The sequence below is a fragment of the Krasilnikoviella flava genome (assembly GCF_900167525.1).
GTDB classification, from domain to species: Bacteria; Actinomycetota; Actinomycetes; order Actinomycetales; family Cellulomonadaceae; genus Isoptericola; species Isoptericola flavus.
The window spans coordinates 140,448-154,115 of sequence record NZ_FUZQ01000001.1 but is presented as its reverse complement, the minus strand read 5'-3'; the positions used below and the strand labels follow the sequence as shown (position 1 = coordinate 154,115).

The window sequence follows — 13,668 nt, the reverse complement described above, 5'->3', positions numbered from 1 at the left end:
ATGGCCGGTGGAGCCCAGCGCATCTACAAGCAGCGGATCAAGTCGACGCAGTCGCTGAAGAAGATGTTCCGCGCGCAGGAGCTGATCGCGGCCTCCCGCATCGGCAAGGCGCGGGCGCGCACCGCCGCGGCGGCACCGTACGAGCGGGCCATCACCCGCGCGGTGTCCGCGGTGGCGACGCACTCGTCGACCAAGCACCCGCTGACGAGCGAGCGGCACGACACCGACCGCGTCGCGGTCCTCGTGATCGCGTCCGACCGCGGCATGGCCGGCGCCTACTCGGCGTCGATCATCCGCGAGGCCGAGCGTCTGGTCGCACAGCTCAAGAACGAGGGCAAGCAGGTCGACCTGTACGCGACCGGCCGGCGTGCCGTCTCGTACTACGGCTACCGCGGGCGTCAGCTCGCGGGGCAGTGGTCGTACGGCTCGGACAGCCCGGACTCGGACGTCGCCGGCGAGATCGCCGACACGCTGCTCGGGGCGTTCCTCGCCCCGGTGGACGAGGGCGGCGTCTCGGAGCTGCACGTCGTGTACACGCAGTTCGTCAACATGGTCACGCAGCGACCGCGCGTGGTGCGGATGCTTCCCCTCGAGGTCGTCGAGGGCGTGGCCGTGCCGGGCGAGAGCGACACGTTCCCCCTGTACGACTTCGAGCCGTCGCCGGAGAGCGTCCTCGACGCGCTCCTGCCGCGGTACGTGCGCAGCCGCATCTTCAGCTTCATGCTCGACGCCGCGGCATCCGAGCTGGCCGCGCGCCAGCGGGCGATGCACACGGCGACGGACAACGCCGAGGACCTGATCCGCACCTACACGCGCCTGGCGAACCAGGCCCGCCAGGCCGACATCACCCAGGAGATCAGCGAGATCGTCTCGGGTGCCGACGCCCTCGCGGCGTCATGACGCCGGCTTCATCAGAGCCGGCTCTGACGACCGTCCCGACATCCGCAACGTTCCTTTCGAAGCGAGGCAAGCAATGACCGCCACCACCGTGGAAGCCCCGGTCGAGCACCAGAGCGGACCCGGCGTGGGCCGGGTCGCGCGCGTGATCGGCCCCGTCGTCGACATCGAGTTCCCCGAGGACGCGATCCCCGACATCTACAACGCCCTGACGGTCGACATCGACCTGTCGTCGCAGGGCGAGGGGGAGAAGTCCTTCACCCTCATGCTCGAGGTCGCCCAGCACCTCGGCGACTCCCTGGTCCGTGCGATCGCGCTCAAGCCGACGGACGGCCTCGTGCGCGGTGCCGCCGTCACCGACACCGGCTCGCCGATCAGCGTGCCCGTGGGCGACGTCACCAAGGGCAAGGTCTTCAACGTGACCGGCGACGTCCTCAACCTCGCCGAGGGCGAGAAGCTCGAGATCACCGAGCGCTGGCCGATCCACCGCCGGCCCCCGGCGTTCGACCAGCTCGAGTCGAAGACCGAGATGTTCGAGACCGGCATCAAGTCGATCGACCTGCTCACCCCGTACGTCCAGGGTGGCAAGATCGGCCTCTTCGGCGGTGCGGGCGTCGGCAAGACGGTCCTCATCCAGGAGATGATCCAGCGCGTCGCCCAGGACCACGGCGGTGTGTCCGTGTTCGCCGGTGTCGGCGAGCGCACCCGTGAGGGCAACGACCTCATCGCCGAGATGGAGGAGGCCGGCGTCTTCGACAAGACGGCACTGGTCTTCGGCCAGATGGACGAGCCGCCGGGCACGCGTCTGCGCGTCGCCCTGTCCGCGCTGACGATGGCGGAGTACTTCCGCGACGTGCGCAAGCAGGACGTCCTGCTGTTCATCGACAACATCTTCCGGTTCACGCAGGCCGGCTCCGAGGTCTCGACGCTGCTCGGTCGCATGCCGTCCGCGGTGGGCTACCAGCCGAACCTCGCCGACGAGATGGGCCTCCTGCAGGAGCGCATCACCTCGACGCGCGGTCACTCGATCACCTCGCTGCAGGCGATCTACGTGCCGGCGGACGACTACACCGACCCTGCGCCGGCGACCACGTTCGCCCACCTGGACGCGACGACGGAGCTCTCCCGCGAGATCGCGTCGAAGGGTCTGTACCCGGCGATCGACCCGCTGACCTCGACGTCCCGCATCCTCGACCCGCGCTACGTGGGCCAGGAGCACTACGACGTGGCCACCCAGGTGAAGTCGATCCTGCAGCGCAACAAGGAGCTGCAGGACATCATCGCGATCCTCGGTGTGGACGAGCTCTCGGAGGAGGACAAGACGGTCGTCGCGCGTGCGCGTCGCATCCAGCAGTTCCTCTCGCAGAACACCTACATGGCGAAGAAGTTCACCGGCGTGGAGGGTTCCACCGTGCCGCTGAGCGAGACCATCGAGGCGTTCAAGAAGATCGCCGAGGGCGAGTTCGACCACATCGCCGAGCAGGCGTTCTACAACATCGGTGGCCTCGAGATGCTCGAGGAGAACTGGGCTCGGATCCAGAAGGAGTACGGGGCCTGACGGTCTCGTCCCCGCGTCGTCCCGCCGGGAGGACCACCCTCCCGGCGGGACGACGTGACCGATGCACGACCCCTCGCACGATGGGAAAGAGGACTTGGAGATGGCAGAGCTGAACGTGGACCTCGTCGCGGCCGACCGCAAGGTCTGGTCCGGCGCGGCGCGCGAGGTCAGCGCACCGTCCGTCGACGGGCAGGTCGGCATCCTGGCCGGCCACGCCCCGCTCCTCGCGGTGCTGCGCCCGGGCACGGTCAAGGTGTCGACGGCCCACGAGACCGCGGTCGAGGCGCACGTGACCGGCGGGTTCGTCTCCGTCGACGGCAACCTCGTCACGATCGTCGTGGACGAGGTCACGGAGCTGTCCGGCCGCGAGCCGGCGCTGCGCTGAGGTAGGTGTCGGTGGCGTACGTCGTCTGGACCGCGGTGGCTCTCGTCGTCGCGCTCGGACTGGTGCTCGCCGCCGGCGCCTCCCGCCTGCGGACCCTCTCCCGGAGGGTCGGCTCCTTCCCCTGCCACGCCCGGCCCGCGGACGACCCGCAGGCCGCGTGGATGGTGGGGATCGCCCACTACGCCGTGGGCCGCATCGACTGGTGGCGCGGGTGGTCGCTCGCGCCTCGTCCGGCGCGTGTCTGGTTGCGCGACGGGCTCTCGATCACCGGCCGGGCCCCGCTCGACCAGGCCGGCCAGCCCGACCAGGTGCTGGTGCGCTGTCGCTACGACGGCACCGACTTCGAGCTGCTGATGTCCTCCGGCGCGTACGCCGGGCTGGCGTCCTGGCTCGAGTCCGCGCCCCCGGGGCGCCGCGACCTGGTCCTGTAGGCCGGTCCGGACGAACGGCACCGCACCGACCGCCCGACACCACACCACGAGGGGGACCGTGCGTCTCGTCGTCGCCCGCTGCTCGGCCCGGTACACCGGCCGGCTCACCGCGCACCTGCCGCTCGCCACGCGGCTCATCGTCGTCAAGGCGGACGGCAGCGTGCTGCTGCACTCCGACGGCGGCTCGTACAAGCCGCTGAACTGGATGAGCCCGCCCTGCTCGACGGCGGTCGGGGAGCCCGACGACGAGGCCCGCGAGCGCGGCGTCACCCAGGTGTGGACGGTGCAGCACCAGAAGTCGGACGACCGCCTGGAGATCGAGCTGCACGAGGTCGAGCACGACTCCGCCCACGACCTGGGCATCGATCCCGGCCTGGTCAAGGACGGTGTCGAGGCCCACCTGCAGGAGCTGCTGGCCGCACAGATCCACCACCTCGGCGCAGGGCACACGCTGGTGCGCCGCGAGTACATGACGGCGATCGGGCCGGTGGACATCCTCGCCCGCGACGCCTCCGGCGCGACGGTCGCGGTGGAGCTCAAGCGCCGTGGCGACATCGACGGCGTCGAGCAGCTGACCCGGTACCTCGAGCTCCTCAACCGGGACCCCCTGCTCGCCCCGGTGCGCGGCGTCTTCGCCGCCCAGGAGATCAAGCCCCAGGCGCGCGTGCTCGCGACGGACCGCGGGATCGAGTGCCTGGTCCTCGACTACGACGCGATGCGCGGGGTCGACGACGTGGATTCGCGTCTCTTCTGACCACCCAAGGGTTTGTCAGGATGGTTTCGCAATGCCGGCGCCGTGCGGCAGGATGTGGCGCATGAGCGCTGCCACCCCCACGGCCACCACCCCTGAGCACGGCGAGCTCGTCGCTCTGCGCGGGCGTGTCGTGACGCCGCACGACGACGTCGAGGACGGCGTGGTCGTCCTGGCCGACAGCCTCGTGCGGTGGGTGGGCCCGATCGCCGCGGCCGAGCACGCCGACCGGGACGTGGCCGCGGCAGTGGCCCGCGCCCAGGCCCCCGAGCCGGGGACGGTGCTGTTGCCCGGCCTCGTGGACCTGCACGACCACGGCGGCGGCGGTGTCGGTTTCCCGGACGCGACGTCCGCCGACGAGGCGATGGTCGCGGTGCTCGAGCACCGCCGGCACGGCACGACGACGATGCTCGCGTCGCTGGTCACGGCGGGCCGCGAGACGCTGCTGGCCCGTGCGGCGATGCTCGCCGACCTCGCGGAGGCCGGCGAGATCGCGGGCATCCACGCCGAGGGCCCGTTCCTCTCGCACGCGCGCCGCGGTGCGCAGAGCCCCGACGACCTCGTGCCCGGCGACACCCGCCTGGTCCGCGACCTCGTCGAGGCATCGCGCGGGCAGCTGCGCACCATGACCGTGGCCCCCGAGGTCGACGGCGTCGCCGGGCCCGGCGGGGCGGCCGAGGCCCTCGTGGCCGCAGGCGTGGTGCCCTCGCTCGGGCACACCGACGCGACGACGGAGCAGGCCGAGGCGCTGCTCGCGCAGGTCGCCGCGGGCCTGGTCGCGCAGGCCGCCGCCGGGGCCGCGCCCGCGCGCGAGATGACCGCCACCCACCTGTTCAACGGGATGCGCCCGCTGCACCACCGCGCGCCCGGCCCGATCGCCGCGTGCCTGGCCGCTGCCGCCCGCGGCGAGCTGGTCGTGGAGCTCGTCGCGGACGGCGTGCATCTCGCCCCGGCCACCGTGCGCACCGTCGTCGAGACGGTCGGGGCCGACCAGGTCGCCCTCGTCACGGACGCGATGGCTGCGGTCGGAATGGCCGACGGCTCCTACGAGCTGGGGCCCATGGCGGTGACGGTGCGCGACGGCGTCGCCCGCCTCGCCGACCCGGCCGATCCCGACGGCGGCGCGATCGCGGGCGGCACGGCCCACCTGCTCGACGTCGTTCGCGCGACCGTCGCCGCGGGCGTCCCGCTCGTCGACGCCGTCCGCTCCGCGTCCTGGGTGCCGGCCCGCGTGCTCGGGCTCGCCGACGTCGGCGGCCTCGTGGTCGGCCGTCGCGCCGACGTCGTGGTGACGGACGGCGACCTGCGCGTACGCCGCGTGCTGCGGGCGGGCGTGCCCGTCGCCTGACGCGCGAGCCCCGAGGGTGTGCCCGCCACGGTGCTCGGAGGCCCTTTGCTCTCGGAGGCGGGGAGTCGGTAGCGTTGTTGAAGCGCTTCGACGCAGGAGTGCGACCCGTCGTGCCGCACCGCCGCGGCGCCCCGAGGAGGACCCGTGGACGTGCCTGCCTTCCGTGACCACCGCCTGCCCGTGCCCGAGCGCGCCCGGGACCTGCTGTCCCGCCTCTCCCACGACGAGCGGGTCGCGATGCTGCACCAGCACGCGCCCGCCGTCCAGCGGCTCGGGCTCGCGCCGTTCCACACCGGCTGCGAGGCGCTGCACGGGGTGGCGTGGCTCGGCGAGGCCACCGTCTTCCCGCAGCCGGTGGGGCTCGCGGCGACCTGGGACACCGACCTGCTGCGCCGCGTCGGCGCTGCGGTCGCGGGCGAGGTGCGGGCCAAGCACCGCGCCGACCCGTCGGTGAGCCTCAACGTCTGGGCGCCGGTCGTCAACACGCTGCGACACCCGGGCTGGGGCCGCAACGAGGAGGGGTACGCGGAGGACCCGCACCTCACCGCGCACCTCGCGACCGCGTACAGCCGGGGTCTGCGCGGCGAGCACGAGCGGGTGTGGACGACGGTGCCGACCCTCAAGCACTTCCTCGCGTACAACAACGAGACCGACCGGTCCTCGACGAGCTCGAACCTCGACCCCCGCACCCTGCACGAGGAGGAGCTGCCCGCCTTCCGCGGACCCGTCGAGGCGGGGGTGGCCGGCGCGGTGATGCCGTCGTACAACCAGGTGAACGGCGTGCCGGCGCACCTGCAGGGCGAGCTGTTCGACGAGCTGCGGTCGTGGGCCCCGGGCTCGGTCGCGCTCGTGTCGGACGCCGCGGCGCCGGCCTTCCTCGTGACGCTGCAGGGTGCGGCTCCCGACCGCGCCGCCGGGAACGCCGCGATGGTGCGGGCGGGCGTCGACTCGTTCACGGACGACGACGCGGACCGCGGTCCCACCGTCCGGCGGATCGAGGAGGCGCTGGAGCGTGGCCTGCTCACGCGGGAGGAGATCGACCGGGCGGTGCTGCGGCTCCTGGAGCTGCGGATCCGCACTGGCGAGCTGGACGGCGACCAGGACCCGTACGCGCAGCACGGCACGATCGACCCCCCGGAGCACCGCCGGCTCGCCCGGGAGGCCGCCGCCCGGTCCGTCGTCGTCCTGCGCGACGACGACCGGACGCTGCCGCTGGCCGCCGGCTCGGTGGCCGTCGTCGGCCCGCTCGCCGACGTCGTGCTCACCGACTGGTACTCGGGCACGCCGCCCTACGCGGTCACGCCCGCGGACGGGCTGCGCGACGTCTTCGGTCCCGACCGCGTGGAGGTCGCGACCGGGGCCGACGTCGTCGCGCTGCGCGTGGCGGGCTCCGACCGCTACGTCGCGGTCTCCGCGGACGGGGCGAGCGTCGTCGCCGACGCCGCCGGCGCGGACAAGAGCACGCACCTCCAGGTGACCGACTGGGGCGACGGCGTGCTGACCCTGCGCGCGGCGGCGTCCGGGCGGCTGCTGACCGGCGCGTCCTGGCCGCTGCGTGCCGACGCGGACCGGGTGGGCGGCTGGGAGGTGCAGGAGAGCTTCCGCCGCCACGTGCACGCCGACGGCTCGTGGTCGCTGCTGCACCTGGGCTCGGGGCGCTGGGTGCGGGTGCAGCGGGGCACCGGCGTGCTGTGCGCCGAGGGCCGGACGCTCGGCGACGCCGCGCGGTTCGTGCCCCGCGTCCTGGAGTCCGGGGCGGCGCGGGTGGCCGAGGTCGCCGCGCTCTGCGACGCGGTCGTCGTGGTGGTCGGCAACGACCCGCACCTGGGCGGGCGCGAGACGCAGGACCGCCCGCACCTGATGCTCCCGGACGCCGCGGTCGAGGTGTGGCGGGCGGCCTCCGACGCCAACCCTCGCGCCGTCCTGGCGATCGTGTCGAGCTACCCCTACGTGCTCGGGCCGGGCGCCGAGCACGCGGCGGCCGTCGTGTGGAGCAGTCACGGCGGGCAGGAGCTCGGGCACGGCCTCGCCGACGTGCTGACCGGGGCCGTCGAGCCCACCGGCCGCCTCGCCCAGACGTGGCCGGCGCGGCCGGAGCAGGCCGGCGACCTGTTCGACTACGACACCCGCCGCCAGCAGGTCACCTACCGGCACCTGCCCGCCGGCGACCTCGGGGTCCCGGCGTTCGCCTTCGGCCACGGCCTCACGTACGGCGACGTCGTCTACGGCGGGCTCGACCTCTCACCGGCCGCCGTCGCCGCCCCGGCGCCGACCCGCGACCACCCGCCGCTGCACCCGACCGACCCGTCCGCGCCCGGTGTGCTCACGGCGCGCGTGACGGTGCGGAACTCCGGCGACCGCCCGGCCGAGGAGCTCGTGCAGGTCTACTCGCTCGGCTGCCCGGCGGCGGAGACCGGCACCCCCGTGCGCCTGCTGCTGGGCTACCGGCGCGTGCGCCTCGCGCCCGGTCAGGAGGCTGTCGTGGACGTCCCGGTCGACGTGGCTCGCCTGGCCGTCTGGGAGGACGCGCCCGGGGGCGGCGCGCTCGACGGCGCCCTCCGCGTCCAGCCGGGGGAGTACCTGCTCGCGGCCGGGCCGTCCAGCGTCGACCTGCCGGCGCGGCAGCGGCTCACGGTGGAGGTCGCGACACGATGAGGATCGACCCCGAGGGCCGAGGAGCCCAGGGCATGACCACGTTCGTCCTGTTCGTGGTCCTCAACGTCCTGTACCTCGTGGCCTGCCTGCCCGTCGTCACGATCGGCGCCGCCACCAGCGCGCTGTTCGAGGTGACGCTGCGCTATGCCGACGACGAGCGCGGGCACCTGGTGCGCGGGTTCGTCGTCGCTCTCGGGCGCAACGCCTGGCGGGGCACCGCGGCGTTCGCGGCGCTCGGGCTGCCGGCGGCGATGCTCGTGTTCAGCGGCGTCTTCTGGCTCTCGCTGACCGGCGTGCCGAGCGCCGTGGCGGGGGTGCTCGCGCTGCTGGGCGCGTGCTTCCTCCTGGCGTCGCTGCTTTACGCCCTCGCCCTGGCGGCGTGGTTCGACGCTCCGCTGCGCCGGACGCTGCGCAACGCGCTGCTCCTGCCGCTGATCGAGCCGGCGCGCACGCTGCTGCTGGTGCTGATCCCGGTGGGCGCGGTCTGCCTGTCCCTCGTCGCCCCGCAGACGCTCTTCCTGGGCGCGACGATCGGGCTCTCGTTCGGCGCGTACGTGTGCGCCTTCCTGCTGCACGGCGTCTTCCGCCGCCGACAGGCCCACCCGTCGGCGCTCGAGCCGGTGAGCCCGCACTCCGGGCAGTGACGCGCGAGCACGACGAAGGGCTCGGGCGCCGTGTGCCCGAGCCCTTCGTCGTGCGGTGACCGGCGACCCGTCAGCGGGCCGTGGCCGTCACCTGAACCTTCACCCGAACTCCTTGGCGACCGCGACGCGCGCGTCGTTCTGCGCCTTGGCGTTCGCCATGTCGAACTCGAGCACGGTGGCGTAGCCGAGGCCGTCGACCGTCGACTGCATCTGTGCGAGCAGGGCGTCGAACTCCGCGTCGTCCTTGGCGAAGACCATCTTCCAGGAGTGCTCGATGATGGTGGCCTTGACCTGGCTGCGGATGGCCTCGATCTCGGAGCTGTCCGTCGGGGTGGTGAAGCTCGCGCCCGGGGCGACGACGACCTGGTCGTTCTGCTGCAGGTAGTCCATCGTCGAGGCGGGGTCGCCCATGTGGGAGGTCCAGTCGTCGGTCAGCGGGTTGCTGGTCGTCTCCTGGTAGCTCGGCCAGTACTTGTAGCTGTACGGGTAGCCCGTGTCGGGGTTCTCGTCGATCGGCAGCACCGTGGAGACGTTGAGCGCCGAGACACCGTCCTTGTACGCGCCGCCGCCCCACTCGGCGGGCACGTCGGCGCCGCCCTCGAGGATCGCCTTCGTGCCGAAGTCGGTGAACACGGGGGCACCGTCCTCGCCCTTCTCCCAGGTGAGGCCCTCGGGGCCGGCCGCCCCCTGGGTCTCCGAGGCACTGGCGAGGATGCCCTCGGGGGAGTAGAGCCAGTCGACGAACGCGGCCAGGCGGGCCGGGTCCTCGGCGCCCGAGCCGATGCCGATGATCTGCTTGCCGCCGTACACCTCGGCGCCGTAGGAGAAGACCTTCTGGTCCTGCAGCGGGGCCAGCTCGAAGCCCTTGCCGTCCGCCATGTTCTGCTCGGTGTTGTACGCGGACTGACCCAGCCACGGCCACCACGAGAGCAGCACCTGGCCGGCCTGGTACTTCGCGAACATCGTGTCGTAGTTCTGGGTGGTGGACTCCGGGTCCACCAGGCCCAGCTGGTTGGCGTCGAAGTAGAACTTCAGCGAACGCACGTACTGGGAGTCCGGGTCGACGATGCTCTGGTAGTCGGACCCGTCCGCCTTCGCGAGGACGAAGCCCATCTCGTCGTACCCGTAGAGGGTCGCGGGCTGCTTGGCGGTGACCATCATGTTGCCGTCCCAGTCCTTGAACAGGGAGATGGCGTGGACCGGCTTGCCGTCGTCGGTCTGGGGATGGGCGTCCTGCATCGTCTTGAGGATCGGCAGGAGGTCCTCGAGCGTGCCGATCTCCGGGTAGCCGGCGTCGGCGTACAGGTCCCACCGCAGGTACGGGCCGAACGTGGGGTCGATGCCCTCGGACGACTCGGTCGGCTTGAGGGAGGAGACCGACGTGGGGAAGCCGTAGACGCCCTCCTTGCCCTCGTTGAGGTGCTGGACGGCCGTGTCGAACGGCGACACGTTCGTCATGGACCCGTAGTAGTCGGAGGCGTCCAGCAGCAGGCCGCCCTCGACGAGCTCGTCCATCTGCCGCCCCTTGTCGACGACGACGAGGTCGCCCAGCTCACCCCCGGAGACGCGGGTGTTGTAGAGGGTGTCGCCCCCGCCCGCGACGTTGGGAGCGATGATGTTGAGCTCCATGTTGAACTTGTCCTTGACGATCTTGCCGAACCACCCGCCCTGGATCCCCATGTAGTTGGCCAGGCCGTCGTAGACGTCGACGGTGATCGGGTCGGCCTCGGACCAGTCCTGGTCGATGCTGACCGGGCCGGACGGGTCGTCGTCGGACCCTGCGGCCGTGCAGGCCGCCAGCGACAGCGCCCCGAGCAGCGGGACCACCACCATGGCGACGGTTCTCCTGAGTTTCATGACACCCCTTCGTGCGCGACGAGACGCGGTCAGCCCTTGACCGCGCCGAGCATGATTCCCTTGACGAAATACCGCTGGAACAGCGGGTAGATGAAGATGATCGGCAGCACCACGAGCACGGCGACCGTCATGCGGATCGACGTCGGTGTCTGCGTGGTGGCCGCAGAGACGATGGCGCCGAGGTTTCCCTGGGCGTTCTGCGCCGCCTGCGCCAGGCTGTTCGCCTGGTTCGTGTACGTGTAGAGCAGGTACTGCAGGGAGTAGAGCTTCTGGTCGGTGATGTACAGGAGCGTGTCCTGGAACGAGTTCCACTGGGCCACCGCCGTGAAGATCGCCACGGTGGCGAGGATCGGCGTCATGTTCGGCAGGATGATCCGGAAGAAGGTCCGGATCGTGCCGGCCCCGTCGATCTCGGCCGCCTCCTGCAGCGAGCGCGGCATCGACTCCACGTACGTCTTGACGAGGATGATGTTGAACGGCTGCACGATCGCCGGGAGGATGTACACCCAGAACGAGTTGGTGAGCCCCAGCGTCTTCATCGTGATGTACAGCGGGATGAGCCCTGCGCTGAAGTACATCGTGAAGATGATGAGGCGATACCAGAGGGAGCGCTTCCACATTCGTTCCTGAGTGAACATGTAGCCCAGGAACGCGGACGCCAGGACCGTGCACGCGGTGCCGATCACGGTGCGGGCGACGGAGACGACGGCGGCGGCGGAGAGGCCGTCCAGCTGGAGGATCTGGGAGTAGTTCGACAGGTGCAGCCCCTCGGGCCACAGCCGGATGTCCCCGAGTGCGCTGACGTCGTTGGCGCTGACCGAGTTGATGATCAGGAAGTAGAAGGGGTACGCGCACAGGAGCGCGAAGAGCAGGAACCCGACGTAGTTGACGAGCGCGAAGGGGACGTCCCCGCGCGTGCGCTTCAGCGCGTCGCTGGTCTTGGGCACGATTCGTCCCTCTCAGATGATCGACGTGCCGCGGGCACGCTTGGCGATCGCGTTGGCCGTGACGAGCAGGAGGACGGAGATGACGCTCTTCAACATGCCCAGCGCGGTGGCCATCGACAGGCTGTTGCCGGTGATGCCGATGTTGTAGACGTACAGGTCCAGCACCTGGATGTGCTCCTTGTTGAAGGCGTTCTGGAACACGTAGTACTGCTCCATCCCGTTGTTGAGCATGTTCGCGATGGAGAGCACGAGCAGGACCACATAGGTGGGCATCAGCTGCGGGAAGGTGATGTACCGCATGAGCTGGAACCGGCCGGCGCCGTCGATGCGCGCCGACTCGTACAGCGCCGGGTCGATCGAGGTGATGGCGGCGAGATACATGATCGCGCCCCACCCGAGCCCCTTCCACAGGCTCCAGAGCAGCATGGTGAGCCACACGTGCTCACCGGTGTCGAGGAACTTGATCGGCGTGGTGATCAGGCCCCAGTCGTTCAGCACCGAGTTCACGAGACCCGACGTGGAGAACATCGAGAACGCGATCATGTAGACGAGCACCCACGAGATGAAGTTCGGGAGCGTCGTGAGGGTCTGCACCGCGTTCTTGAACCACGGGGCGCGGATCTCGTTGAGGAGCATCGCGAAGAACACCGGGAGCAGCGAGGTCGCGATGCCGAGGAAGCTCATGGCGAGCGTGTTCGCCATGACCTGCCCGATCTGCTGCAGCTGCGTGGGGGAGGACACGAGCATCCGGAACCACTGGAGCCCGACGAACTCGCTGCCGGACAGCCCGAGGGCGGGCTTGTAGTCGAAGAAGGCCGTCGCCCAGCCGGCGAGCGGCAGGTAGGAGAACACGAGGACGAGGACGAGGAAGGGGAGGACGACGAGGAACATCGCCGGGGACGCCTTCTTCTTGCCCGTCCGGCGCGCGACCCGCGTGTGCCGTCGCCCCTCCTGGTCGTCGTCCCGTCCTCGCCGCCGATCTCGTACCGGTGGTGCGGTGGCGCCGCTGTCGAGCGGCGGCGCTCCCTGGGTGAGGCTCACCTGTCACTCCCTCGTGATGGGTCTCGCGCGCTCGGCGGCCGCCCTCGCTGGCTGCCGCGTCGAAGCGCTTCGAATTGATATCACCCCCACGACGGGTTCCGCAATGGTCTGCGGCGATCCGGAAGGATGTGGCCCGCGGCGTCGCGGGCCGCCCGTCAGTGGCGGGCGGTGCTGCCGCGGGTGGTCAGCACGGGCGTCAGCAGCCGGGTCTCGGCGTGCTGGCCGCCGTCCAGCCGGGCCATGACCATGTCCACGGCGAGGCTGCCGATCGTCGACGCCGGGAGGTCGATGGCGGTCATCGGGACCTGCTGTGCCAGCGCGACGTCCTCCGGGCACAGGGCGATCACGGACACGTCCCCGGGCACCGACCGGCCCGCCTCGCGCAGGGAGGACAGCACGTGCGGCAGCGCGCGCTCGTTGTGCACGAACAGCCCGCTCGTCCCAGGGGCCTCGGCGAGAAGCTCGTCGACCACGCGGGCGACCTCGGCGGGAGCGCCCGGGCAGGAGACCACCTTCGCGTCGAGCCCGTGGTCCGGGGCTCCCTCCGCGAACCCGCGCATCACGCGGTCCACGTACGAGGTGTGCCGGTCCACGACCTCCGGCGGCGCACCGAGCATCGCCACCTGGCGGTGCCCGAGCTCCGACAGGTGCTGGGCCGCGAGGCGGCCGGCGGCCTCGAAGTCCAGGTCGACGCACGACAGCCCCGAGGCGTCCCGGGGCAGGCCGACCAGGACGGACGGCTGCCGGGACCGGGTAAGGATCGGGATGCGGGCGTCGTCGGCCTCGACGTCCATGACGACGAGCGCGTCGACCATCGAGCCGTTCGTGGCGCGCTCGAGGCCCTCCAGGTCGTCCTGGGTGAGCAGCAGGACGTCGTGCGAGTGCTCGCGGGCCCGGGTCACGACGCCGCCCGCGAACTGCATGATCACGGGCACGTCGATGCCGGAGCGCAGCGGGATCGTGAGCCCGATGACCTCCGTGCGCGCCGAGGCGAGCGCGCGCGCCCCGGCGTGCGGCCGGTAGCCCAGCGTGGCGATCGCCTGCTCCACCCGCCGGCGCGTGGGCGCGGAGATGGACCGCTTGCCCGAGAGCACGTAGGAGACGGTCGACGCCGAGACTCCCGCCGCCTTCGCGACGTCCTCGATGGTGGCCAC

At 71.6% G+C, this 13,668-nt stretch carries 12 protein-coding genes; 8 read left to right on the top strand and 4 right to left on the bottom strand.

Annotated elements, in window-relative coordinates; translation table 11 throughout:
- The 8 genes from B5Y66_RS00610 to B5Y66_RS00575 all read left to right on the top strand — a co-directional run bounded on the left by B5Y66_RS00610 (position 1) and on the right by B5Y66_RS00575 (position 8,669).
- Positions 1-900, top strand: a complete 900-nt coding sequence (locus B5Y66_RS00610; RefSeq protein ID WP_079569643.1) for a F0F1 ATP synthase subunit gamma — start codon at positions 1-3, stop codon at positions 898-900.
- A gap of 73 nt (positions 901-973) precedes the next feature.
- Entirely contained in the window at positions 974-2,455 is a 1,482-nt protein-coding gene (gene atpD / locus B5Y66_RS00605) for a F0F1 ATP synthase subunit beta (protein WP_079569640.1), read from the top strand.
- Positions 2,456-2,555: 100 nt separating this feature from the next.
- Positions 2,556-2,840, top strand: coding sequence for a F0F1 ATP synthase subunit epsilon (locus B5Y66_RS00600; protein WP_079569637.1), 285 nt, complete (start codon positions 2,556-2,558; stop codon positions 2,838-2,840).
- Between the two features lie 11 nt (positions 2,841-2,851).
- Entirely contained in the window at positions 2,852-3,271 is a 420-nt protein-coding gene (locus tag B5Y66_RS00595) for a DUF2550 domain-containing protein (protein WP_079569634.1), read from the top strand.
- A 58-nt stretch (positions 3,272-3,329) separates the two neighbouring features.
- Complete coding sequence (nucS, locus tag B5Y66_RS00590) at positions 3,330-4,025, top strand: endonuclease NucS (protein WP_079569631.1); 696 nt, start codon at positions 3,330-3,332, stop codon at positions 4,023-4,025.
- Positions 4,026-4,086: 61 nt separating this feature from the next.
- Positions 4,087-5,370 carry an N-acetylglucosamine-6-phosphate deacetylase gene (locus B5Y66_RS00585; protein ID WP_079569628.1) on the top strand — a complete coding sequence of 428 codons (1,284 nt, stop codon included), beginning with the start codon at positions 4,087-4,089 and terminating at the stop codon, positions 5,368-5,370.
- 144 nt (positions 5,371-5,514) lie between these two features.
- Positions 5,515-8,025: a beta-glucosidase family protein gene (locus tag B5Y66_RS00580; protein ID WP_079569625.1), complete on the top strand. Its 2,511-nt coding sequence runs from the start codon at positions 5,515-5,517 to the stop codon at positions 8,023-8,025.
- A gap of 32 nt (positions 8,026-8,057) precedes the next feature.
- A complete protein-coding gene (locus B5Y66_RS00575; RefSeq protein ID WP_245806832.1) occupies positions 8,058-8,669 on the top strand; it encodes a YesL family protein in 612 nt (203 codons plus the stop codon).
- Positions 8,670-8,768: 99 nt separating this feature from the next.
- Here B5Y66_RS00575 and B5Y66_RS00570 read toward each other — a convergent pair whose 3' ends face one another.
- The 4 genes from B5Y66_RS00570 to B5Y66_RS00555 all read right to left on the bottom strand — a co-directional run bounded on the left by B5Y66_RS00570 (position 8,769) and on the right by B5Y66_RS00555 (position 13,668).
- Positions 8,769-10,526 (bottom strand): type 2 periplasmic-binding domain-containing protein, encoded by a 1,758-nt coding sequence (locus tag B5Y66_RS00570; RefSeq protein WP_079569619.1) that lies wholly within the window; start codon positions 10,524-10,526, stop codon positions 8,769-8,771.
- 29 nt (positions 10,527-10,555) lie between these two features.
- Complete coding sequence (locus B5Y66_RS00565; protein ID WP_245806831.1) at positions 10,556-11,473, bottom strand: carbohydrate ABC transporter permease; 918 nt, start codon at positions 11,471-11,473, stop codon at positions 10,556-10,558.
- 12 nt (positions 11,474-11,485) lie between these two features.
- Positions 11,486-12,514 (bottom strand): ABC transporter permease, encoded by a 1,029-nt coding sequence (locus B5Y66_RS00560; RefSeq protein WP_245806830.1) that lies wholly within the window; start codon positions 12,512-12,514, stop codon positions 11,486-11,488.
- Between the two features lie 155 nt (positions 12,515-12,669).
- Entirely contained in the window at positions 12,670-13,668 is a 999-nt protein-coding gene (locus B5Y66_RS00555) for a LacI family DNA-binding transcriptional regulator (RefSeq protein ID WP_079569611.1), read from the bottom strand.

What these genes read in the sequence shown, in the direction of transcription:
- B5Y66_RS00610 (WP_079569643.1), top strand. Translation starts at nt 1, where the DNA reads ATGGCCGGTGGAGCCCAGCGCATCTACAAGCAGCGGATCAAGTCGACG.
- atpD (WP_079569640.1), top strand. Translation starts at nt 974, where the DNA reads ATGACCGCCACCACCGTGGAAGCCCCGGTCGAGCACCAGAGCGGACCC.
- B5Y66_RS00600 (WP_079569637.1), top strand. Translation starts at nt 2,556, where the DNA reads ATGGCAGAGCTGAACGTGGACCTCGTCGCGGCCGACCGCAAGGTCTGG.
- B5Y66_RS00585 (WP_079569628.1), top strand. Translation starts at nt 4,087, where the DNA reads ATGAGCGCTGCCACCCCCACGGCCACCACCCCTGAGCACGGCGAGCTC.
- B5Y66_RS00575 (WP_245806832.1), top strand. Translation starts at nt 8,058, where the DNA reads ATGACCACGTTCGTCCTGTTCGTGGTCCTCAACGTCCTGTACCTCGTG.
- B5Y66_RS00570 (WP_079569619.1), bottom strand. Translation starts at nt 10,526, where the DNA reads ATGAAACTCAGGAGAACCGTCGCCATGGTGGTGGTCCCGCTGCTCGGG.